Genomic DNA, 21,227 nt, shown 5'->3' on the forward strand with positions numbered 1-21,227 from the left:
GACCTTCGCTCGCCGACTTTTTGTACAGAGCCTAGGTCAGGTCGTCTGTTCCAGCAGCCGGTTGGTGTACATCCGGCACTCGGCCAACAGCGCGAGCAGGTTGGGATCGCGCTGTTTGGATTTGAGAAAAACAATGCCGATGTGTTGCTGCATCCGGTAGCGGCTCTGCAACGGAATCAGGCGCACGCGGTTTTCATAGACCGCGGCGATTCTTCCCGGCAGCAGTGCATAGCCGACGCCGGAGCTGACCATGCTCAGCAGGGTGAAGATGTCATTGACCTGCATCGCCACCTTGGGCTCGAAACCGGCCTGCTGAAACACCCGGATCCCGTCGCGGTGCGTGGCGAAGCCTTGGGTCAGGGTGATGAAGGTCGCTTCGCGCAGGTCGCCCAGGTCCACTTCAGGGTGTTCGGCGAACGGTGAGTCGGTAGGGACGGCGAGAAAGATGTCATCGGAAAACAGCGCCAGGTGCTCGCAGTCCGGGTCATGGGTGCTTTCATCCAGCGACACCAGCATCGCATCGACTTCCATGTTCTTGAGCTTGTAGAGCAGGTCCATGTTCGAGCCCAGAATCAGGTCGATATTCAGCTCGCTGCGGCGGATCTTCAGGCCCATGATCAACTGCGGCACCGTCTTGACCGTCAGCGAATACAACGCCCCCAGCCGAAACCGCGCCGCTGAAAAGCCTGCTGCCTGACGCGTCAGCTCTACCGTGGCCAGCACATCCTGGATCAGTTTCTGTGCTCGTTCTTCCAGCACATACGCGCTTTCCAGCGGCGTCAGGTTGCGTCCCTCGTGCTTGAACAACGGGCAACGCAGCGCGCTTTCCAGCGAGTGAATGGCGCGGTGCACGCTGACGTTACTGGTCTGCAGCTCCTCCGCCGCCCGCGCCAGATTGCCGGTGCGCATGAAGGCCAGGAATATTTCCAGTTTCTTGAGCGTCAGTTCGTCATCGATCTGCATGTCGTGGCGCTTATGGTTGAGGTGCGCTGATTGTGCACAACTCATGCGTCGATAGCTGCTTAAAATATCCGTCACTGACACAGGTGTTGCGGTTTGTTTCAATAACCCGGAGTCTCTGTTTCCAGTGTTTTCGCCATTGAGAGGGGTATTGAGCGGATGTACTACGGAGAAAAATTCAACGCCTGGTCGCACCTGGTTGGCGCCGTACTGGCGGCCGTCGGTGCGATCTGGTTATTGGTCATGGCGTGTCTGCATGGTGATGTCTGGAAAGTGGTCAGCATGGCCATTTATGGTGTGTGTCTGGTGACGCTGTACAGCGTCTCGACGGTCTACCACAGCGTCAAGGGACGCTCGAAATCGATCATGCAGAAGGTCGATCATTTTTCGATCTATCTGATGATTGCCGGCAGCTACACCCCGTTCTGTCTGGTGACATTACGCGGTGCGTGGGGCTGGACCCTGTTCGGAATTGTCTGGGTGCTGGCGCTGATCGGCATCCTGCAAGAGATAAAACCGCGCTCCGAAGCGCGCATCATGTCCATCGTGATCTACGCGGTGATGGGCTGGATCGTGCTAGTGGCCGTCAAGCCACTGCTGGCTGCGCTCGGTGTATCGGGTTTCATCTGGCTGGCCGGAGGCGGCGTGCTGTACACCGTCGGCATCCTGTTCTTCGCCTACGACCAGATCCGCCACTTTCACGGCATCTGGCACCTGTTCGTCATCGGCGGCAGTTTGATGCACTTCGTGGCGATTTGTTTTTATGTGCTGTGAAAGTGGCCAGGTTCAGGCGTCAATGGCTGTGTAAATGCAAATCCTTGTGGGAGCGAGCCGGTGTCTGACTCTGAGCGTGCAGCGCGTTTGAGGACGCATCAAATGATCAAAAATCGCCCCACAGCTGTTGCGCCACGCTGAGCGCGACCACGGGAGCGGTTTCAGTGCGCAGCACGCGCGGGCCGAGGCGTGCGGCGTGGAAGTCGGCGTCTTGCGCCTGGGCGACTTCCGCATCGTTCAGACCGCCTTCCGGACCAATCAGAAAGGCCAGGCTGGCGGGCTTGTCATGGCTGGTCAGGGGTTCGGCCACCGGGTGCAGCACCAGTTTCAGGTCGGCCTCGGTGTGCTTGATCCACTCGGCCAGCGGCATCGGCGCATGAATCACCGGCACCACGGAGCGACCACATTGCTCGCAGGCGCTGATTGCGATCTGCTGCCAGTGCGCCTGACGCTTCTCGGCACGCTCGTCTTTCAGGCGCACCTCGCAGCGTTCGCTGACAATCGGTGTGATTTCGCTGACGCCCAGCTCGGTGGCCTTTTGAATGGCCCAGTCCATCCGCTCGCCGCGCGACAGGCCCTGACCGAGATGAATGCGCAGGCCTGACTCCACCTGGCCCGCGAAGCTTTCAGTGAGCTGCACATGCACGCGCTTCTTGCCGACTTCCAGCAAGGTGCCGCGAAACTCCTGGCCCGACCCGTCGAACAGTTGCAGCGCGTCACCTTCGGTCATGCGCAGCACGCGGCTGATGTAATGCGCCTGGGCCTCAGGCAGTTCATGCTCGCCCAGACTCAGCGGCGTTTCAGTAAAAAAGCGCGACAGTCTCATGGTGTGTCTCGGTTCCAGTGTTCGTTTTGGGATGACGCATTCGCGAGCAAACGAAGGTCGCCCGGACAGGCCCCTGCCAGTGGGAGCGAGCTTGCTCGCGAAGGCGCCAGTCCGGCTGCATTCAGTTCTAGCCCTTAACCCGGATCCCTGAAATCCGGATGAAAGTTCTCGCGCACGGCAACACTGACACTGCTGCGTGTCGCGATATCAATACCTTCGCTGGCCACCTCGGCGAGGAAGTCGATCTGCTCCGGCGTGATCACATACGGCGGCAGGAAATACACCACACTGCCCAGTGGCCGCAGCAGTGCGCCACGCTCCAGTGCGTGCTGGAAGACTTTCATGCCGCGGCGTTCCTGCCACGGGTAGGCGGTCTTGGTGGCCTTGTCCTGAACCATTTCAATGGCGATGGCCATGCCGGTCTGACGCACTTCCGCGACGTGCGGATGATCGACCAGATGCGCAGTGGCCGTCGCCATGCGTTGCGCCAGGGCCTTATTGTTCTCGATGACGTTGTCCTGCTCGAAGATATCCAGGGTCGCCAGCGCCGCCGCACAGGCCAGCGGGTTGCCGGTGTAACTGTGCGAGTGCAGAAACGCACGCAGGGTCGGGTAGTCGTCGTAGAACGCGTCGTACACATCATCGGTGGTCAGGCAGGCGGCCAGCGGCAGGTAGCCACCGGTCAGCGCCTTGGACAGGCACAGGAAGTCCGGACGAATGCCGGCCTGTTCGCAGGCGAACATGGTTCCGGTACGGCCGAAACCGACGGCGATTTCATCGTGGATCAGGTGCACGCCATAGCGGTCGCAGGCGTCGCGCAGCAGCTTGAGGTAGATCGGGTGATACATGCGCATGCCGCCCGCGCCCTGGATCAGCGGTTCGACGATCACTGCCGCGACGCTGGCGTGGTGCTCGGAGAGGGTCTGCTCCATGGCGGCGAACATGTTGCGCGAATGCTCTTCCCAGCTCATGCCGTCCGGGCGGTGGTAGCAATCGGGGCTCGGCACCTTGATGGTGTCGAGCAGCAGCGCCTTGTAGGTTTCGGTGAACAGCGGCACGTCACCGACCGACATCGCCGCCATGGTCTCGCCGTGGTAGCTGTTGGTCAGGGTGACGAAGCGTTTCTTGTCCGGCTGGCCGCGATTGAGCCAGTAGTGAAAGCTCATTTTCAGCGCGACTTCGATGCACGATGAGCCGTTATCGGCGTAGAAGCAGCGGGTCAGGCCGTCAGGCGTGAGTTTGACCAGCCGTTCGGACAGCTCGATCACCGGCTGATGGCTGAAACCGGCGAGGATCACGTGCTCGAGCTGGTCGACCTGGTCCTTGATGCGCTGATTGATGCGCGGGTTGGCGTGTCCGAAAACGTTGACCCACCAGGAGCTGACAGCGTCCAGATAACGCTTGCCCTCGAAGTCTTCAAGCCATACGCCTTCACCACGCTTGATCGGTATCAACGGCAGATTTTCGTGGTCTTTCATCTGGGTGCAGGGGTGCCACAGGACCTTCAGGTCACGCTGCATCCACTGGTCATTGAGGCCCATTTTCAATCTCCGGGTAGCGACTCGCCTGATGCGAGGACGAACAATCGCGCAAGCCTATGCAATGCCCGGCTGCGGAACAACCTTTGATGCAGTTTTAACGGTCGATGGACATTGCTGGCGGCTATTTGATGGCTCGCGTATCCTGCGCAGCGAGTCGATGTGTCGGGCTGACTTGCCCTATCTTCCCTATGTTTTCTGGAGTTCGCCGAATGCTTTCTGGTTGGCTGCGCGCCTGTGCGCTGATAGTGGCAGGGTTGGTCAGCGTTTCGACGCTCGCCGATGAAAAACAACGAACCGCCATTGTCGTCGGTGGTGGTCTGGCAGGTTTGACTGCTGCCTATGAACTGCAGGCCAAAGGCTGGCAGGTGACGGTGCTGGAAGCCAAACCGAGCCTGGGCGGACGCTCCGGTCTGGCGACCAGCGAGTGGATCGGCAACACCAAGGCTCAGCCTGTGCTGAACCGCTACCTGGACAGCTTCAAGCTGACGACCGTGCCCGCGCCTGAATTCGTGCGCACGCCCAGCTACCTGATCGACGGCGTGTACTTCACCCAGGCTGACCTGGCCGTCAAACAGCCGGCGACCGCCGAAGCCATCAAGCGCTACAACGACACCCTGGACAACCTCGCGCGTTCGGTTGATGACCCGGAAAACCCGGCGTCCAACAGCACGCTGTTTGCGCTCGACCAGATCAACGTCGCCAACTGGCTGGACCGCCTGAACCTGCCTGTCACGGCGCGTCAGTTGATCAATCAGCAGATCCGTACCCGCTACGACGAGCCTTCGCGCCTGTCGCTGCTGTACCTCGCCCAGCAATCGCGGGTGTATCGCTCGGTCGACGAGCGTGACTTGCGTGCTGCGCGCCTGCCCGGTGGCAGTGCGGTGCTGACCCAGGCGTTCGTCAAGCAACTCAAGACCGTCAAGACCAACTCGCCGGTGACGGCAGTCATTCAAGAGAAGGACAAGGTCACGGTCAAGGCTGGCGCCACCAGCTACACAGCAGACTATGTAGTGATGGCCGTGCCGTTGCGTTCGCTGGGCAAGATCCAGATGACGCCTGCACTGGACGCGCAGCACATGGGCGCGATCAAGAGCACCAACTACGGCTGGCGCGATCAGATCATGCTCAAGTTCAAGACTCCGGTCTGGGACAGCAAGGCGCGCATGTCCGGTGAAGTGTTCAGTAACACCGGTCTGGGCATGTTGTGGGTCGAGCCGGCGCTTAAAGGTGGCGCCAACGTGGTGATCAACCTGTCTGGCGACAACGCGCGCATCATGCAGGCCTTCGGTGACAAGCAGATGGTCGATCAGGTGCTGATCCGTCTGCATGCGTTCTACCCTGAGGCACGCGGTGCGTACACCGGCTATGAAATCCGCCGCTACAGCGTCGATCCGTCCACCGGCGGCTCTTACCTGGCATTCGGTCCCGGCCAGATCAGCAAATACTGGCGCTTGTGGGAACGGCCGATTCTGCGTGTAGCCTTTGCTGGCGAGCACACCGACACCTTGTACCCCGGCACTCTGGAAGGCGCCCTGCGCAGTGGTCAGCGTGCAGCCGGTCAGGTGCAGGATCTGGCCGCTGGCAAGTCGTTCGAACCGGTCAAGGTTGCACCGCCGAAAGCACCGGCCCCTGCTTCGCAGAAGTCCGAAGGTAATTTCTTCAGCAACCTGTTCGGCGGCTCCTCCGACAAGCCGGCTGAACCTGCCAAGCCGCAGGCTGACAAACCAGGTTTCTTCTCGCGCCTGTTCGGTGGCGGTGAACAACCGGCCCCGGCACCTGCTCCGGTAGAGAAAGCTGTAGAGCCTGCTCCAGCGCCTGTACCGGCTGCCGCTCCGGCACCCGTGGTTGCGCCGGCTGTCCAGCCTGCCAAGCCACCGGTAAAAGCCGAGCCAGCGAAGAAGCCGGCGACCAAGGCCGAGCCTGCGAAGAAAGTGCAGAGCAAGGAAGCGGCCAGGAAAGAAGCGGCGAAAAAAGAGGCTGCGAAGAAGGAAGCGGCGAAAAAAGAGGCCGCGAAAAAGGCTCAGAGCAAACCGGCTCCAGCCAAGACCCCCGCGGAAGCAGCGCCTGCAGACGCCAATAACTGACCGTCCGATGGCTGACTGAAAGGGATGCGGTTCATACCGCATCCCTTTTTTTATGCGCGCTCGATTCGTTCTATCCCTGTGGGTAGCCCCTGTCGGGCCTGATCGTGCCGTTCATCGGTATCGAAAGGCCGATGGTCATTGCAAAGTGTTACTGACGGCAAATTATCGGGATGCTGCTGCAGCGCGGACAGCCTGACATCGCTGAACAGAGGTTCAGGTGTTGAGGGAAGCAACAGAATCGAGGTACGAACTGCCCACCAGACCTATCGTATTGTTCGATACGTCCGAGCGAAATTTTGCGCTTTCATTCGATAGATAAAAAGCTAGTCTGGTAACACTTCTGACAAGGTACTGGTAATGCAGCTACGTAATTCATCCTCTCGCTACGGTCTGGTCAGCATGGTGCTGCACTGGGGTGTGGCTGCTGTCGTGTTTGGAATGTTTGCGCTGGGGCTGTGGATGGTCGGGCTGGATTACTACGATACGTGGCGCAAGGCGGGCCCTGATCTGCACAAGAGCATCGGCATCACGCTGTTTGCGGTCATGTTGATCCGCGTGGTCTGGCGTCTGCTCAGTCCGCCACCGCCGCCGTTGACCAGCTACAGCAAGTTGACGCGCATCGGTGCCGCATTCGGCCATCTGTTTTTGTACGTCGCACTGTTTGCCGTCATGTTCGCCGGGTATCTCATTTCCACCGCCGACGGCGTGGGGATTCCGATATTCGGCCTGTTCGATGTGCCCGCGCTGGTTTCGGGCCTTCCTGATCAGGCAGAAACGGCTGGCTGGATTCACCTGTATCTGGCCTGGGTCATCGTGATATTCGCGGGGCTCCATGGTCTTGCTGCATTGAAACACCACTTCATCGATCGCGATGTGACCCTCAAGCGTATGCTGGGTCGTAATTGATTGTTCAACCAAAAACGGGAAGAAAAGCATGTTGAAGAAGTCTCTCGCCGCTCTGGCTCTGGGTACCGCACTGTTGTCTGCTGGCCAGGCCATGGCTGCCGACTACGTTATCGACAAGGAAGGTCAACACGCATTCGTTGACTTCAAGATCAGCCACCTGGGTTACAGCTTCATCTACGGTACCTTCAAGGACTGGAGCGGCACGTTCAGCTTCGACGCTGCCAAGCCTGAAGCCAGCAAAATCAATGTCGATCTGAAAACCGCCAGCCTGTTCACCAACCACGCTGAGCGCGACAAACACATCTCCAGCAAAGACTTCCTGGACGTTGCCAAATACCCTGAGGCCAAATTCGTTTCCACCGCAGTCAAATCGACTGGCGAGAAAACGGCTGACGTCACTGGCGACCTGACCCTGCACGGCGTGACCAAGCCAATCGTGATCAAGGCAACCTTCAACGGCGAAGGCAAGGATCCATGGGGCGGCTACCGTGCCGGCTTCAACGGTACTTCGACGCTGAACCTGAACGACTTCGGCATCAAAGGCCCAGGCCCAACGTCGCAGACGCTGGATCTGGACATCAGCTTCGAAGGCGTACAGAAGAAGTAATTGCACGCTTGATCGACAGAACGCCGACCCTTGGGTCGGCGTTTTTGTTGGTGCTGCCCAGGATCGAACGCGGAGCGTCCAAGGCTGCGCTACTACGCGGAGCGCTTATCTTCATATACAAGCCCTGAAAAGCTCGGAGGACGGCGCTTTCAGGTTTCTGCCCGCAGGGCGTGGGAGCGAACTTGTTCGCGAAAGGGCCTGTATATTCACCGAAAATGCATCGTCTGAGCTGAAGCCTTCGCGAACAAGTTCGCTCCTACGGCCTTCGGCCAGAATCAAAAACAGATTTACGTATACGCAGAGTGCGGGAGCGATCATCTCGCACGACGATCATCGATACAACAAACAAAAACGCCCCGAGCAAGTCGGGGCGTTTTTAGTGTTGCGTGGCTATCAGCTGTCGCGGTTGCGGGTCAGCAGGGCCGGTTTTTCACCGCGTGGACGGCTTGGCAACTGGTCCAGTTGCTCGGCAGACGGGAAGCGGTCGATCTTGGATTCCTTGTGCACGATCTTCGGCTGAGGCTGGCCGTCGCGGGGTGCGCGTGCGACTGGCTCCTGACCTTCACGTGGCAAGGGTTGCTCTTCACGTGCCGGGCGACGGCCACGTGGCTGACCATCGCGCGAGCGGGGTGCCGATGAGCCCGAGCCGTTGCGCTTTGGCGCGCCACTGCCCGAGCCGTTGCGCGCACCACCTGCAGGGCGACCCGGATTGGCCGGGCGAGCAGCGCCGCCAGCGGCCGGTGCGGCTGCGCCAGGCGCGGCAGCAGGGCGACGACCACGGTTCTGGCCTTTGCCCTGATAAGGACTGACGTAGTCAGCGCGGTTGCCGAAGTTGTCTACTTCATCGTCACGGAACTCGTCAGGGGCACGATCGGCTGCCGGACGCGGTGTGGCGGGTTGCGATGCACGCTGTTCGCTGCGAGGCGTGCCCTCACGAGGTTTTTTTTCGCGTGGCTGCCTTGCAGGACGTTCGCCAGTGGCGGAGGCAGCAGCAGGTTTTTCCTTGCCTTTATCCTTGCCCTTGTCGCGACGACCACCGTTGTTCTTGTCGCCATCGCCACGTGCAGGGCGTGCGCCACGCGAGTTGCGAACATCCGGACGCTCACGCACTTCAGGCTTCTCAGCCTCGACTGCAGTGATGTCGAAGCCCATCAGGTCGCCGTCGGCGATCTTCTGCTTGGTCATGCGCTCGATGCTTTTGAGCAGCTTCTCTTCGTCCGGCGCAACCAGCGAAATGGCTTCACCTGAACGACCGGCACGGCCGGTCCGACCGATACGGTGAACGTAGTCTTCGTCGACGTTGGGCAGCTCGAAGTTGACGACATGCGGCAACTGATCGATATCCAGGCCGCGTGCGGCGATATCGGTCGCGACCATGATGCGTACATCACCTGCCTTGAAGTCGGCCAGTGCCTTGGTACGGGCGTTCTGGCTCTTGTTGCCGTGGATGGCGACAGCCGCAAGGCCGTGCTTGTCCAGGTACTCGGCCAGACGGTTGGCGCCGTGCTTGGTGCGGGTGAAGACCAGCACCTGTTCCCAGGCACCGACGGTAATCAGGTGCGCCAGCAGCGAACGCTTGTGGTTGGCTGCCAGGCGGAAAACCCGTTGCTCGATACGCTCGACCGTGGTGTTCGGCGGCGTGACTTCGATGCGCTCGGGGTTGTGCAGCAGCTTGCCAGCCAACGACGTGATGTCATTGGAGAAGGTAGCCGAGAACAGCAGGTTCTGACGCTTGGCCGGCAGCCGCGCGAGGACCTTCTTGACGTCATGCACGAAGCCCATGTCGAGCATCCGGTCTGCTTCATCGAGCACCAGGATTTCGACGTGGGAGAGGTCGACACTGCCTTGACCGGCCAGGTCGAGCAGGCGGCCAGGGCAGGCCACCAGGACGTCCACACCACGGGACATGGCCTGAACCTGAGGGTTCATGCCGACGCCGCCGAAGATGCAGGCGCTGACGAACTTCAGGTCGCGGGCATAGAGCTTGAAGCTCTCGTGCACCTGTGCGGCCAGTTCGCGGGTCGGGGTCAGGACCAGAACGCGTGGTTGACGCGGGCCGTGACGCTGGGATTTGTCCGGAACACCATTGGGAAACAGCCGCTCCAGAATAGGGAGGGCGAAACCACCGGTTTTACCAGTACCGGTCTGTGCCGCAACCATCAGGTCGCGACCTTGCAACACGGCGGGAATGGCCCGCTGTTGCACGGGGGTAGGCTGGGTATAGCCCGCTGCCTCGATGGCGCGGACTAAAGCCTCGGAGAGACCGAGGGAAGCAAAGGACATGAGTAATCCTGTTCTGTTGGAGCTTAAGCTCAAGGGATGTCTTGCCTGGCGCGAATGGCGTGTAAAGACAACGCGATCCCGTCCGGTCCTGCCGGGTCTTCAGTGCATTCCGTGACGTCTGCGCTTGATGAAAATTGCGCTGTTGGCGTGAACGGATGACGATTGCAAGACCGGGCGTCCGGGCGTAAGCCTGGCGGGAAGGCTGGAGTATAACAGAGCGAGCGCAATACGCCGCTTTCCTGCTGCCCAACGGTGTATGAGGCCGCGATCCCCCGGAAACTGCCGGTTGGATCGCGGTGCCGCAGCCGTTTTCAGCGCGGCAGTTGCAGGTTGTTCCACACCGCCAGGCTCGGTTCTGCCTGGTTCAGCGTGTAGAAGTGCAGACCGGGGGCGCCGCCTTGCAGCAGTCGTTCGCACATCTGCGTGATGACTTCTTCGCCGAACGCCTGGATGCTTTGCACGTCATCGCCGTAGGCTTCCAGCTGTTTACGGATCCAGCGCGGGATTTCCGCACCGCAGGCATCCGAGAAGCGCGCCAGCTTGCTGTAGTTGGTGATCGGCATGATGCCCGGCACGATCGGAATGCTGACGCCCATCTTCTCGACACGCTCGACGAAGTTGAAATAGCTGTCGGCGTTGAAGAAGTACTGAGTGATCGCACTGTCGGCGCCGGCATTGGCCTTGTTGACGAAGTGCTTGAGGTCGTCTTCGAAATTGCGCGCTTGCGGATGCATTTCCGGGTAGGCGGCAACTTCGATATGGAAATGGCTGCCGCTTTCCTGGCGAATGAAGCTCACCAGGTCATTGGCGTGACGCAGCTCACCGCTGGCCATGCCCATGCCCGAAGGCAGGTCGCCGCGCAGTGCCACGATGCGTTTGATGCCCGCATCCTTGTACTGCGCCAACAGGTTGCGCAGGTCGTCCTTGCTGTCGCCCACGCAGGACAAATGCGGCGCAGCAGGGACTTTGATCTCGTTTTCCAGCTGTAGCACGGTATTGAGCGTGCGGTCGCGGGTCGAGCCACCGGCACCATAGGTGCAGGAGAAAAAATCGGGGTTGTACGTGGCCAACTGACGAGCGACGGTCAGCAGCTTTTCGTGTCCAGTGTCGGTTTTGGTAGGAAAGAACTCGAAGCTGAAGCGGCGTTCTTGAGACATGGAGCCGATCTCGTCGTAGGAGCGAACGTGTTCGCGAAAAGGTCGGGGCGACCTTCAGATACTGAACATCACCGGCGTAGCGAGCGCTGCCGGTGATGGCTGATGACGCTCGATCCGCTTCTGCGTAAGAAGCGGATCGAACCGGCTCAATCAGTAGCGATAAGCGTCTGGCTTGAACGGACCTTCGACGGTCACGCCGATGTAATCGGCCTGGGTCTTGGTCAGCTTGGTCACAACGCCACCGAAGCCGCGGACCATTTCCAGGGCCACTTCTTCGTCGAGTTTCTTCGGCAGTACTTCAACGGTCAGACGCTCGGCTTTCTTGGCCGGTGCCAGGTCGGCGTACTTCTGCTCGAAGAGGAAGATCTGCGCCAGAACCTGGTTGGCGAACGAGCCATCCATGATGCGGCTTGGGTGGCCAGTGGCGTTGCCCAGGTTTACCAGACGGCCTTCGGCCAGCAGAATCAGGTAGTCGTCGTTCTGTGCGTCGAACGAACCTGGGCCGGTACGATGGATCTTGTGAACCTGTGGCTTCACTTCTTCCCATGCCCAGTTCTTGCGCATGAAAGCGGTGTCGATTTCGTTGTCGAAGTGACCGATGTTGCACACCACAGCACGCTTTTTCAGCGCCTTGAGCATGTTGGAGTCGCAAACGTTGACGTTACCGGTGGTGGTCACGATCAGGTCGATCTTGCCCAGCAGGGCCTTGTCGATGCTCGCTTCGGTGCCGTCGTTTTCACCGTCGATGAACGGCGAAACCAGCTCGAAACCGTCCATGCAGGCCTGCATGGCGCAGATCGGGTCAACTTCGGTCACTTTGACGATCATGCCTTCCTGACGCAGGGACTGGGCCGAGCCCTTGCCCACGTCACCGTAGCCGATCACCAGCGCCTGCTTGCCGGACAGCAAGTGGTCGGTGCCGCGCTTGATGGCGTCGTTCAGGCTGTGACGGCAGCCGTACTTGTTGTCGTTCTTGCTCTTGGTCACCGAGTCGTTGACGTTGATGGCCGGGATTTTCAGCTCGCCCTTGGCCAGCATGTCCAGCAGGCGGTGCACGCCAGTGGTGGTTTCTTCGGTGACACCGTGGATCTTGTCCAGCATCGCCGGGTATTTCTTGTGAATGATCTCGGTCAGGTCGCCGCCGTCGTCGAGGATCATGTTGGCGTCCCATGGCTGGCCATCCTTGAGGATGGTCTGCTCGATGCACCACTCGTACTCTTCTTCGGTTTCGCCTTTCCAGGCGAACACAGGAATGCCGGCAGCAGCGATGGCCGCAGCAGCCTGGTCCTGAGTGGAGAAAATGTTGCACGACGACCAGCGAACTTCGGCACCCAGGGCAACCAGGGTTTCGATCAGTACGGCGGTCTGAATGGTCATGTGGATGCAGCCGAGAATCTTCGCGCCTTTCAGCGGCTGATCACCAGCGTATTTGCGACGCAGACCCATCAGGGCAGGCATTTCGGATTCGGCGATGATGGTTTCGCGGCGGCCCCATGCGGCCAGGGAAATATCAGCAACCTTGTAGTCATTGAATTCTGCGGGCGTCATTACAGCACTCATTGAGAGTCTCCATTCCATAAAAATGCGAATGGGCGCCGTTGTGCGTTTAAGGTTTGCCGGTCGAGGATCGTCCTGGCAAACAACGCCCCATCCGAGCCTGACAGGGAAAACCTGCTGCAGCGCCCCTCGGACAGGTGGCGGGAACGGTATCAAGCGTAGATGACCGTTTTGAAACGTTTGGCAGTATAGCGGTGCTCGCGATTCTTCCCAAGGCTTTCTGTCGGTTTAAAGGCCATCCAATTGCCATCTGTCTGTAATAGGGTCGATGCACAGTCGCTATGATGCAGGCATGGGCGCGGGTCGCCGGCTCTGCCATCATGCAGCTATCCATCGGCCAGACGCTCAGGAGTGACCATGAATTTCCACACCCGCAAGTGGGTAAAGCCCGAAGACCTCAACCCCAACGGCACGTTGTTCGGTGGCAGCCTGCTGCGCTGGATCGATGAAGAGGCGGCGATCTACGCGATCGTTCAACTGGGTAATCAGCGGGTGGTCACCAAGTACATCTCTGAAATCAACTTCGTCAGTGCCTCGCGTCAGGGCGACATCATAGAGCTGGGCATCACCGCCACAGAATTCGGTCGCACCTCGATCACCCTCAAATGCCAGGTGCGCAACAAGATCACCCGCAAGAGCATTCTGACCGTCGACAAGATTGTCTTCGTCAACCTCGACGAAGACGGCCAGCCTGCGCCGCATGGCCGGACTGAAATCCGCTACATCAAGGACCAGTTCGACGAAGAGGACTGACGCTCAGGTCGCTGAACATCGGACGCGGAGCGTCCAGAACAGCATGCCCACGCGGAGCATGGGCACGATAGTGTTCTTGCGTAAACCTGCCGTGCATGGGCACGACAGTTACAGAATGATCGTTCCTCACGCTCCGCGTGGGAATGCCGTTCATGACGCTCCGCGTCATCCATAAAAGCAGGGTTCAGCCCTTGGCTTGTAACGCGCGCAACCACGCCAGACCCGCGCTGGTATCGCCTTTCGGGCGATATTCGCAGCCGATCCAGCCGCTGTAGCCCAGCTCGTCGATGACGTTGAACAGGTGCTCGTAGTTCAGTTCGCCCAGGTCCGGCTCATGGCGATCCGGTACCCCGGCGATCTGGATGTGGCCGATGCCTGCAAAGTCACGACGCAGTTTGCTGGTCAGGTCGCCTTCGACGATCTGGCAGTGGTAGCAGTCGAACTGCACTTTCAGGTTGTCGGCGCCCACCAGCTTGCAGATATCCTGCGCCTGATCCTGACGATTGAGGAAGAAGCCCGGCATGTCGCGGGTGTTGATCGGCTCGATCAGAATCGTGACGCCTGCGCCCTTGGCGTGCTCAGCCGCGAACGCCAGGTTTTCCAGGTAGACCGCCTGATGACGCTCACGCAACCCTTCATTGGGCAGCAGGCCGGCCATGACGTGCACACGGTCATTGCCCAGCACCTGCGCATATTCCAGGGCCCGCTCGATACCGCTGCGAAATTCCGCTTCACGGCCCGGCAGCGTGGCAATGCCTCGCTCGCCTGCCTCCCAGTCGCCCGGCGGGGCATTAAACAGCGCCTGCACCAGACCGTTGTCGCTCAGGCGCTGCTTGAGCTCCTGAGTGCTGTAGGCGTAGGGGAACAGGTACTCGACCGCGCCGAAACCATCGGCAGCGGCTGCGGCAAAGCGCTCAAGAAAATCATGCTGCGGGTACAGCATGCTGAGGTTGGCGGCAAAACGAGGCATGTTAACTCCAGTCTTCAAAAGGTCAGACGAATGGCCAAAGCAGCAGGGTGATCACGAAGCCCAGTGTGCCCAGCAGCGTGACCAGTACGGTCCAGGTGCGCAAGCCGTCGGCGACGTTGAGGCCCGCCAGCTTGGTGAACATCCAGTAACCGGCATCGTTGATGTGCGACATGGCCAGACCGCCACCGCCCATGGCCAGACACAGCAGGGCCAGGTGATTGGCGCTCAGGTCCAGCGTGGCGATCAGCGGGCTGAGAATGCCTGCGGTGGTGACCAGTGCAACGGTGGTCGAGCCCTGAACGGCGCGCAGCAGCAGGGTCAACAGGAAGCCCAGCGCAAGTACCGGCAGACCGGTGTTGCGCAGCGCTTCGGAAACCACGGCACCAATGCCGGTGTCGACCAGCACCTTGCCGAATACGCCACCGGCGCCTGCAATCAGGATCACCATCGCGACACCCGGCAAGGCCGAGCCGATCACATCGGACACCTGGGTACGGCTCCAGCCGCGACGTGAGCCCAGCAGCCAGGCGCACAGCAGGGTATCGATCAGCAGCGCAACCAGAGGCGCGCCCAGCACGGTCAGCACCGCGCGCAGCGTGGACGTTGCTGGCAGCATGGTGGTGGCCAGCGTGCCCATCAGAATCAGCACGATCGGCAGCAGGATCAGCGCGATGATCAGTCCGAAACCCGGTGCGGGCGCGGGCGGCAGCTTGCTTGCCAGGCTGCTGGCGCTCTCTTCGACGCCCATTGTTCGGGTTTCGGTCGCTTCACGCACAGCGGAATAATCGTTGCGCGCCCAGGCTTCCAGATCTTCGTTGGTCACATGCGGGCCATAGACTTCGGCACGGATGTCATCGGTCATCGGGTAAGTCTTGCGGGTCATGCGACCCGCGACGAAGTAGCCGATCATGCACAGCACGGCAACGATCGGAATGCCCAGCATCAGTACCCGGCCCAGGTCCGCGCCCAACTGGCTGGCGGCGGCGACAGCGCCAGGATGCGGCGGCAGAAACGCATGCACGGCGAGCAGTGCGGCGCACATCGGCAGCGCGAAAATCAGCAGCGGCTTGCGTGCCGCCCGTGCGACACCGTAGGCCAGCGGCATGAGAATGATCACGCCGACCTCGAAGAACACCGGAATACCGACCATGAAGCCGGCAACGGTCAGCGCCAGTGGCGTGCGTCTGTTGCCGAAGCGGTTGATCAGGGTCTTGGCCAGCGCTTCGGCCCCGCCGGACAGCTCGATGATGCGCCCGATCATTGCGCCCAGGGCGATGATGATCGCGATATGGCCGAGCGTCTTGCCCATGCCGCCTTCGATGGTGGCAACCAGGTCGGCCGGTTTAACACCGGCGACCAGCGCCACGATAATGCTGACCAGCATCAGGGCGACAAAGGGCTGGAATTTGTACTTGAGCACCAGAAACAACAGCAGTGCGATGCCCGCACCGGCCACGACCATCAACATGAGCGGCGTCATGCCCGTGCACTCCGGTCAATGGCGGTAAAGACTGACAACGAAACAGCGGGGTAGGGGTGAGTCATGCTCTCGATTCCTGTTGTTATTGTTGTTCGACCGGGAGGCGCAATGCGCTCCCCGATCACCGTGTGTTCGTTACCACCTGGCGCCGAACACCTGACGCAGCTCTTCAAGCGCCGCCGGGTCCAGCGGTGCAGGTTTGGGGTTGCTCATCAGCCACAGACGGGCAGTCTCTTCCAGCTCCTCCAGGGCATAGCAGGCCTTGGCTACCGAGCTTTCCCAGACCACCGGACCGAGGCGCTCGAGCATCACGCCGCGCACGCTGTTGGCCAGTTCCGCCACGCGCTCGGCGACTTTCGGCGAGCCCGGACGTTCGTAAGGGATCAAGGGGATATGCCCGACCTTCATGACCTGATACGGCGTCAGTGGCGGCAGAATGTCGTCTTCCTGCCACACTCCGGCCAGGGTCAGGGCGACCAGATGCGTCGAGTGCGTGTGCACCACGCCGCCGACCTGCGGGTTGCGGTCGTAGACTTCGCGGTGCAGGGCCAGGGTCTTGGACGGCTTGCTGCCGGACACCCATTCGCCGGCCAGATTGACCTTGGCGATATCGGCCGGGTCCATGCGGCCCAGGCAGGCGTCGGTGGGGGTAATCAGCCAGCCGTCGTCGAGTCGTGCGCTGATGTTGCCGGCGCTGCCCACCGTATAGCCACGGCCATACAGCAAGCGGCCGACGTCGCAGATTTCCTGACGCAGTGCGTTTTCATCGATCATCAGGCAGCCCCCGCCAGTTGCTTGAGCGCCTTGGCGAAGAAGTCGCGCGCACCGAAGTTGCCGGATTTGAGGGCCAGGGCCAGCGGTTGTGCGCCGCTGCTCACCGTGGCCGGAACGCCCGGGTCGATCTGTGCGCCGATCTGCAGCAACTGCACGCCCAGTGCCTGAACCACGGCACCGGAGGTTTCGCCACCGGCAACCACGAAACGGCGTACGCCTGCGTCCAGCAGCCCTTTGGCGATTTCACCAAGTGCGGCTTCGACCATGGCCCCGGAGCGTTCAACGCCCAGTTCTTTCTGCACGGCTTTGACTTCGTCCGGGGTGCTGGTGGCGTAGATCAATACGGTCTGCCCGGCATCTTTGGCGAAGGCCAGCGCCTGCTCGACCACCGGCTTGCCAGCGGCCAGGTCCAGCGGATTGATGCGCAGCGCAGGGCGATCGGCTTCCAGCCAGGCCGCAACCTGACCATTGGTGGCGACCGATGCGCTACCCGCCAGTACCACTTCGCCGCCACTGATGGCGATCTGTTTGGCGGCATCGATGTCGCGCAGCTTGCCCGCCTTGCGGAAGTTGCCCGGCAGGCCCAGCGCCAGACCCGAGCCACCGGTCAGCAGCGGCAAGTCGGCGCAGGCTTCTCCAAGGGTGTACAAATCCGCATCCGACAGGGCATCGGCGATCGCCATGCTCACACCTTCGGCGCGCAGCTCGGCAATTCTGTTACGCACGCCTTCGACGCCCTGGGCAATGCTGTCGTAGCGCAACAGGCCGACCTTGTGGCGGGTCTGCGCTTGCAGCACACGCACCAGATTGGCGTCGGTCATCGGCGTCAGCGGGTGGTTCTGCATGCCCGATTCGCTGAGCAGCTGGTCCTGCACGAACAGGTGACCACGGAAGATCGTGCGACCGTTTTCCGGGAAGGCCGGGCAGGCGAGGGTGAAATCGCTGCCCAGTTGCTCCAGCAGTGCTTCGCTGACCTGGCCGATGTTGCCCGCGGCAGTGGAATCGAAGGTCGAGCAGTATTTGAAGAAGATCTGCTCGCAGCCGCGTTCGCGCAGCCATTCCAGAGCCGCCAGGGATTCAGCCACCGCGTCGGCGCTGGGCGTGGTACGCGATTTCAGGGCGATGACAATCGCGTCGGCGTCCAGACCGGCAGCCATCTCGGCGCTGGGGATGCCAATGCTCTGTACGGTGCGCATGCCGCCCCGCACCAGCATGTTGGCCAGGTCGGTGGCGCCGGTGAAGTCATCGGCAATGCAGCCCAGCAGCGGGCGAGCGTTATTCAGGCTCATCAGTCGCTCCTCAGGCTTTTTCTGGCTTGGCTTTCGGCAACTCGATGCCCGGGAAGATCTTGATCACGGCCGAGTCATCTTCACGACCGAAGCCGGCGCTGGATGCCTGCATGAACATCTGGTGCGCGGTGGCCGAGAGTGGCAGCGGGAATTTGCTGCTGCGTGCGGTATCCAGCACCAGACCGAGGTCCTTGACGAAGATGTCCACGGCCGACAGCGGCGTGTAATCGGCATTGAGGATGTGCGGCACGCGGTTCTCGAACATCCACGAGTTACCGGCACTGTTGGTGATCACTTCATACAGCGCGTCAGCGTCGACACCTTCGCGCAGGCCCAGAGCCATGGCTTCGGCACTGGCTGCGATGTGTACGCCAGCGAGCAACTGATTGATGATTTTGACTTTCGAACCCAGACCGTGGACGTCGCCCAAGCGATAGACCTTGCCGGCCATGCCGTTGAGGATGGCTTCTGCCTTGGCGTAGGACTCGGTCGGGCCGGAGGTCATCATGGTCATCTGGCCAGCGACAGCCTTGGCGGCACCGCCGGAGATCGGCGCATCGAGGTACAGCAGGTTCTGTGCGGCCAGACGCTCGCCCAGTTCGACGGCGAAAGTGGGCGCGACGGTGGCGCAACCGATGACCAGGCAGCCCGGACGCAGCGCGGCAATGGCGCCGTTTTCGCCAAACAGCACGGTTTCGGTCTGTTCGGCGTTGACCACGACTGTGATGATCACATCGCAGGTAGCGGCCATGCTGGCCGGAGAATCACAGGCAACCCCGCCTTCCTGAGCGAATGCTTCGGTCACACTGGTGCGCACATCACAGGCATGCACGGTGAAGCCGCTACGCAGCAACGAGCGGGCAATGCCCAGACCCATCGCACCCAGGCCGATAACGCCAACGTTTTTGCCAGTCATGCAGTAATCCTCGAAGTCAGTGCCGATGCCTGTGAAGCCGACATTCGGACGTTATTGTTCTGATCTGTGAATCGGATAGTGAATCAATGAGTAAATAATGTGAAGTATTTTTATTTTTCACAAAATTTAACATCGATAGGCTTTTTCCATCGCGCACAAAAAAGCCCCTGTGCGGGGCTTGATTGACAATGACCATGTTCGGCGTGCTGCGCCGCCTTTGACGAATCAGAATTTCGGCACTGGCGCGCTGGTGGCGTTTCTCAGCGAGCCGCTTTCCTGACGCACGACTTCTTTGGGCTTGTACGCGCAATAACCAGGGCGCGGCCCGACTTTCGGGTGGTTGCGGCAGGTGTCCGGGCGCTTGTCATAGATGGTGCACAGGCGGCTCTTGCGGTCCAGGTACAGGCAGTCGTTGTTGCTCATGCGCTGCAAGGTGAAGATCTCGGACTTCTGGTTGTAGCGCTCGACGATGCCTTCTTTCTGAAGACGCTTGGCGATGTTCTTCGCCGGGTCGCCGCGTTCGAACTCATCGACGATGCCGATGCGGATCAGGTCCTTGATCTTCACTTCGACCGGCAACGTGCAGCAACTGGACACGCAGCCCCCGCACATGTGGCTGGAGTATTTGGCCCAGGTGTCGATGCGATCGAGTTCTGCGGCGGCGATCAAGGTGGGTTTCATTTCAGGTCAGGCTTCCGGGTGTATCGGGGCGCGCGATCATACCGGTCCGCAGCGATTTGCAGAAATCAAAAATTGCCGAGGCGACTGTCGGTCAGGTGTGGGCAGGCAGTCGGCTGCAGAGTCCGCGCCTGCCGAGCGCAGTCGGTCAGCAGGCGCGGTGTCTCAGAGGGGACTCAGGACTTGAGCTTGTCGTCGGCCCTGAACATGCTGCGGATGCCACGAACGGCCTGGCGGATGCGGTCCTGATTCTCGATCAGGGCGAAGCGCACGTGATCGTCGCCGTACTCGCCGAAACCGATGCCCGGCGAGACACAGACCTTGGCTTCGGCCAGCAGCTTCTTGGCGAACTCCAGCGAACCCAGGTGCGCGTAAGCCTGGGGGATCTTCGCCCAGACGTACATCGAAGCCTTGGGGTTCTCGACCATCCAGCCCAGCTCGTGCAAGCCCTTGACCAGCACATTGCGGCGCTGGCGATACTGCTCGGCAATGTCGAGCACGCATTGCTGGTCGCCTTCCAGCGCGGCAATCGCCGCCACCTGCAGTGGCGTGAAGGTACCGTAGTCGTGGTAACTCTTGATCCGCGCCAGCGCATTCACCAGTTCGGGGTTGCCGACCATGAAGCCAATCCGCCAGCCTGCCATGTTGTAGCTCTTGGACAGGGTGAAGAACTCGACGGCAATGTCCTTGGCACCCGGCACCTGCATGATCGACGGGGCTTTCCAGCCATCGTAGACGATGTCGGCGTACGCCAGGTCATGCACCACCAGCACGTCGTACTGTTTGGCCAGGGCCACCACGCGCTCGAAGAAATCCAGCTCCACACATTGCGCAGTCGGGTTGGACGGGAAGCCCAGAATCATCATCTTCGGCTTGGGAATCGAGCCGCGAATGGCTTTTTCCAGTTCGTCGAAGAAGTCCACGCCCGGCACCAGCGGTACCGATCGCACCTGGGCGCCGGCAATCACGGCACCGTAGATGTGGATCGGGTAACTGGGGTTGGGCACCAGCACCGTGTCGCCCTGATCCAGCGTGGCGAGCATCAGGTGGGCCAGGCCTTCCTTGGAACCAATGGTCACGATCGCTTCGCTTTCAGGGTCGATGTCGATCTCGTAGCGCTTCTTGTACCAGTTGGAAATCGCCCGACGCAGGCGCGGAATGCCGCGCGAGGTGGAGTAGCCGTGGGTGTCTTCGCGCTGGGCGACGGTGATCAGTTTTTCGACAATGTGCGGCGGTGTGGCCCCGTCGGGGTTGCCCATGCTCAGGTCGATAATGTCCTCACCGCGACGACGAGCAGCCATTTTCAGCTCGGCGGTGATGTTGAACACGTAAGGGGGGAGTCGATCGATGCGCGCAAAGCGGCGCGGCGAACCTTGGTCTGCCATGAGTATCTCGCGTACGTAAGCGCCCGGAACCGTCCGAGCGACGTGGCCACATGAGGCGGCCTGCCGAGGAAGATAGATGGGCTGATAGCCTTTTGTCCATCGGGATTTGCAACGCCGTGCCAAGACCGATATTCGGACCCCACCAAACCACCCGGCGGTGTAGAATCGGCGCTATTCATCGCCAGTCATCCCCGGCGGGTTTATGAGCTCAGGCCGAGTACACGGTGATCCCGTGGTGTTCGGTTTCTTCGCTGCCTGCGGTCACTGCCGCTCGTCCGCGACGTCAA

General features: G+C 60.7%; 18 protein-coding genes and 1 riboswitch. Of the genes, 5 read left to right on the forward strand and 13 right to left on the reverse strand.

The window, feature by feature from the left end; genetic code table 11:
• Nucleotides 1-36: 36 nt before the first annotated feature.
• A complete protein-coding gene (locus P406_RS09170; protein WP_046236017.1) occupies nucleotides 37-963 on the reverse strand; it encodes a LysR family transcriptional regulator in 927 nt (308 codons plus the stop codon).
• Nucleotides 964-1,119: 156 nt separating this feature from the next.
• Here P406_RS09170 and trhA point away from each other — a divergent pair, with 156 nt between their 5' ends.
• Nucleotides 1,120-1,734: a PAQR family membrane homeostasis protein TrhA gene (trhA, locus tag P406_RS09175; protein WP_046236018.1), complete on the forward strand. Its 615-nt coding sequence runs from the start codon at nucleotides 1,120-1,122 to the stop codon at nucleotides 1,732-1,734.
• 106 nt (nucleotides 1,735-1,840) lie between these two features.
• On the opposite strand, the gene P406_RS09180 is transcribed toward trhA, so the two are convergent.
• Together P406_RS09180 and P406_RS09185 are read right to left on the reverse strand one after the other, a co-directional pair.
• Nucleotides 1,841-2,560: a 16S rRNA (uracil(1498)-N(3))-methyltransferase gene (locus P406_RS09180; protein ID WP_046236019.1), complete on the reverse strand. Its 720-nt coding sequence runs from the start codon at nucleotides 2,558-2,560 to the stop codon at nucleotides 1,841-1,843.
• A 134-nt stretch (nucleotides 2,561-2,694) separates the two neighbouring features.
• Nucleotides 2,695-4,101, reverse strand: coding sequence for an adenosylmethionine--8-amino-7-oxononanoate transaminase (locus tag P406_RS09185; RefSeq protein ID WP_046236020.1), 1,407 nt, complete (start codon nucleotides 4,099-4,101; stop codon nucleotides 2,695-2,697).
• A 209-nt stretch (nucleotides 4,102-4,310) separates the two neighbouring features.
• Here P406_RS09185 and P406_RS09190 point away from each other — a divergent pair, with 209 nt between their 5' ends.
• The 3 genes from P406_RS09190 (at nucleotide 4,311) to P406_RS09200 (ending at nucleotide 7,698) form a co-directional block, all read left to right on the forward strand.
• Nucleotides 4,311-6,185: a flavin monoamine oxidase family protein gene (locus P406_RS09190; RefSeq protein ID WP_046236021.1), complete on the forward strand. Its 1,875-nt coding sequence runs from the start codon at nucleotides 4,311-4,313 to the stop codon at nucleotides 6,183-6,185.
• 357 nt (nucleotides 6,186-6,542) lie between these two features.
• Nucleotides 6,543-7,091, forward strand: a complete 549-nt coding sequence (locus P406_RS09195) for a cytochrome b (RefSeq protein ID WP_011266415.1) — start codon at nucleotides 6,543-6,545, stop codon at nucleotides 7,089-7,091.
• A gap of 28 nt (nucleotides 7,092-7,119) precedes the next feature.
• Entirely contained in the window at nucleotides 7,120-7,698 is a 579-nt protein-coding gene (locus P406_RS09200) for a YceI family protein (RefSeq protein WP_046236022.1), read from the forward strand.
• A gap of 393 nt (nucleotides 7,699-8,091) precedes the next feature.
• On the opposite strand, the gene rhlE2 is transcribed toward P406_RS09200, so the two are convergent.
• From rhlE2 to ahcY, 3 genes are all read right to left on the reverse strand, one after another.
• Nucleotides 8,092-9,981, reverse strand: a complete 1,890-nt coding sequence (rhlE2, locus tag P406_RS09205) for an RNA helicase RhlE2 (protein WP_003316710.1) — start codon at nucleotides 9,979-9,981, stop codon at nucleotides 8,092-8,094.
• A gap of 311 nt (nucleotides 9,982-10,292) precedes the next feature.
• Nucleotides 10,293-11,138 (reverse strand): methylenetetrahydrofolate reductase [NAD(P)H], encoded by an 846-nt coding sequence (metF, locus tag P406_RS09210; RefSeq protein WP_046236023.1) that lies wholly within the window; start codon nucleotides 11,136-11,138, stop codon nucleotides 10,293-10,295.
• Between the two features lie 150 nt (nucleotides 11,139-11,288).
• Complete coding sequence (gene ahcY, locus P406_RS09215; RefSeq protein ID WP_003392259.1) at nucleotides 11,289-12,698, reverse strand: adenosylhomocysteinase; 1,410 nt, start codon at nucleotides 12,696-12,698, stop codon at nucleotides 11,289-11,291.
• Nucleotides 12,699-12,721: 23 nt separating this feature from the next.
• Nucleotides 12,722-12,832, reverse strand: a riboswitch (S-adenosyl-L-homocysteine riboswitch).
• A 220-nt stretch (nucleotides 12,833-13,052) separates the two neighbouring features.
• On the opposite strand from ahcY, the gene P406_RS09220 reads away from it, so the two are divergent.
• Nucleotides 13,053-13,448 carry an acyl-CoA thioesterase gene (locus P406_RS09220; protein ID WP_003414326.1) on the forward strand — a complete coding sequence of 132 codons (396 nt, stop codon included), beginning with the start codon at nucleotides 13,053-13,055 and terminating at the stop codon, nucleotides 13,446-13,448.
• Between the two features lie 184 nt (nucleotides 13,449-13,632).
• On the opposite strand, the gene otnI is transcribed toward P406_RS09220, so the two are convergent.
• The 7 genes from otnI to alaC form a co-directional block, all read right to left on the reverse strand.
• Nucleotides 13,633-14,418 carry a 2-oxo-tetronate isomerase gene (otnI, locus tag P406_RS09225; protein WP_046236024.1) on the reverse strand — a complete coding sequence of 262 codons (786 nt, stop codon included), beginning with the start codon at nucleotides 14,416-14,418 and terminating at the stop codon, nucleotides 13,633-13,635.
• Between the two features lie 22 nt (nucleotides 14,419-14,440).
• Entirely contained in the window at nucleotides 14,441-15,898 is a 1,458-nt protein-coding gene (locus P406_RS09230; RefSeq protein ID WP_046236025.1) for a GntT/GntP/DsdX family permease, read from the reverse strand.
• 135 nt (nucleotides 15,899-16,033) lie between these two features.
• Nucleotides 16,034-16,672 carry a 3-oxo-tetronate 4-phosphate decarboxylase gene (otnC, locus tag P406_RS09235; protein WP_003392253.1) on the reverse strand — a complete coding sequence of 213 codons (639 nt, stop codon included), beginning with the start codon at nucleotides 16,670-16,672 and terminating at the stop codon, nucleotides 16,034-16,036.
• Nucleotides 16,672-17,961, reverse strand: coding sequence for a 3-oxo-tetronate kinase (otnK, locus tag P406_RS09240; protein WP_046236026.1), 1,290 nt, complete (start codon nucleotides 17,959-17,961; stop codon nucleotides 16,672-16,674). Before otnK ends, otnC begins: the two co-directional genes overlap by 1 nt.
• A 10-nt stretch (nucleotides 17,962-17,971) precedes the next feature.
• Nucleotides 17,972-18,877, reverse strand: a complete 906-nt coding sequence (ltnD, locus tag P406_RS09245) for an L-threonate dehydrogenase (RefSeq protein ID WP_046236027.1) — start codon at nucleotides 18,875-18,877, stop codon at nucleotides 17,972-17,974.
• 225 nt (nucleotides 18,878-19,102) lie between these two features.
• The gene (locus P406_RS09250) at nucleotides 19,103-19,558 is read right to left on the reverse strand and encodes a YkgJ family cysteine cluster protein (RefSeq protein ID WP_002551717.1); all 456 of its coding nucleotides are present in this window, start codon (nucleotides 19,556-19,558) and stop codon (nucleotides 19,103-19,105) included.
• Nucleotides 19,559-19,731: 173 nt separating this feature from the next.
• On the reverse strand, nucleotides 19,732-20,940 hold the full coding sequence (alaC, locus tag P406_RS09255; RefSeq protein WP_003392250.1) for an alanine transaminase: 1,209 nt from the start codon (nucleotides 20,938-20,940) through the stop codon (nucleotides 19,732-19,734).
• Between the last annotated feature and the right edge of the window lie 287 nt (nucleotides 20,941-21,227).

The organism is Pseudomonas syringae pv. coryli str. NCPPB 4273 (assembly GCF_000972175.1).
Taxonomy (GTDB): domain Bacteria; phylum Pseudomonadota; class Gammaproteobacteria; order Pseudomonadales; family Pseudomonadaceae; genus Aquipseudomonas; species Aquipseudomonas syringae.

Bases quoted from the DNA above. Each gene is read 5' to 3' on its own strand.
- P406_RS09170 (WP_046236017.1), bottom strand. From the start codon at position 963: ATGCAGATCGATGACGAACTGACGCTCAAGAAACTGGAAATATTCCTG.
- trhA (WP_046236018.1), top strand. From the start codon at position 1,120: ATGTACTACGGAGAAAAATTCAACGCCTGGTCGCACCTGGTTGGCGCC.
- P406_RS09180 (WP_046236019.1), bottom strand. From the start codon at position 2,560: ATGAGACTGTCGCGCTTTTTTACTGAAACGCCGCTGAGTCTGGGCGAG.
- P406_RS09185 (WP_046236020.1), bottom strand. From the start codon at position 4,101: ATGGGCCTCAATGACCAGTGGATGCAGCGTGACCTGAAGGTCCTGTGG.
- P406_RS09190 (WP_046236021.1), top strand. From the start codon at position 4,311: ATGCTTTCTGGTTGGCTGCGCGCCTGTGCGCTGATAGTGGCAGGGTTG.
- P406_RS09195 (WP_011266415.1), top strand. From the start codon at position 6,543: ATGCAGCTACGTAATTCATCCTCTCGCTACGGTCTGGTCAGCATGGTG.
- P406_RS09200 (WP_046236022.1), top strand. From the start codon at position 7,120: ATGTTGAAGAAGTCTCTCGCCGCTCTGGCTCTGGGTACCGCACTGTTG.
- rhlE2 (WP_003316710.1), bottom strand. From the start codon at position 9,981: ATGTCCTTTGCTTCCCTCGGTCTCTCCGAGGCTTTAGTCCGCGCCATC.
- metF (WP_046236023.1), bottom strand. From the start codon at position 11,138: ATGTCTCAAGAACGCCGCTTCAGCTTCGAGTTCTTTCCTACCAAAACC.
- ahcY (WP_003392259.1), bottom strand. From the start codon at position 12,698: ATGAGTGCTGTAATGACGCCCGCAGAATTCAATGACTACAAGGTTGCT.
- P406_RS09220 (WP_003414326.1), top strand. From the start codon at position 13,053: ATGAATTTCCACACCCGCAAGTGGGTAAAGCCCGAAGACCTCAACCCC.
- otnI (WP_046236024.1), bottom strand. From the start codon at position 14,418: ATGCCTCGTTTTGCCGCCAACCTCAGCATGCTGTACCCGCAGCATGAT.
- P406_RS09230 (WP_046236025.1), bottom strand. From the start codon at position 15,898: ATGACGCCGCTCATGTTGATGGTCGTGGCCGGTGCGGGCATCGCACTG.
- otnC (WP_003392253.1), bottom strand. From the start codon at position 16,672: ATGATCGATGAAAACGCACTGCGTCAGGAAATCTGCGACGTCGGCCGC.
- otnK (WP_046236026.1), bottom strand. From the start codon at position 17,961: ATGAGCCTGAATAACGCTCGCCCGCTGCTGGGCTGCATTGCCGATGAC.
- ltnD (WP_046236027.1), bottom strand. From the start codon at position 18,877: ATGACTGGCAAAAACGTTGGCGTTATCGGCCTGGGTGCGATGGGTCTG.
- P406_RS09250 (WP_002551717.1), bottom strand. From the start codon at position 19,558: ATGAAACCCACCTTGATCGCCGCCGCAGAACTCGATCGCATCGACACC.
- alaC (WP_003392250.1), bottom strand. From the start codon at position 20,940: ATGGCAGACCAAGGTTCGCCGCGCCGCTTTGCGCGCATCGATCGACTC.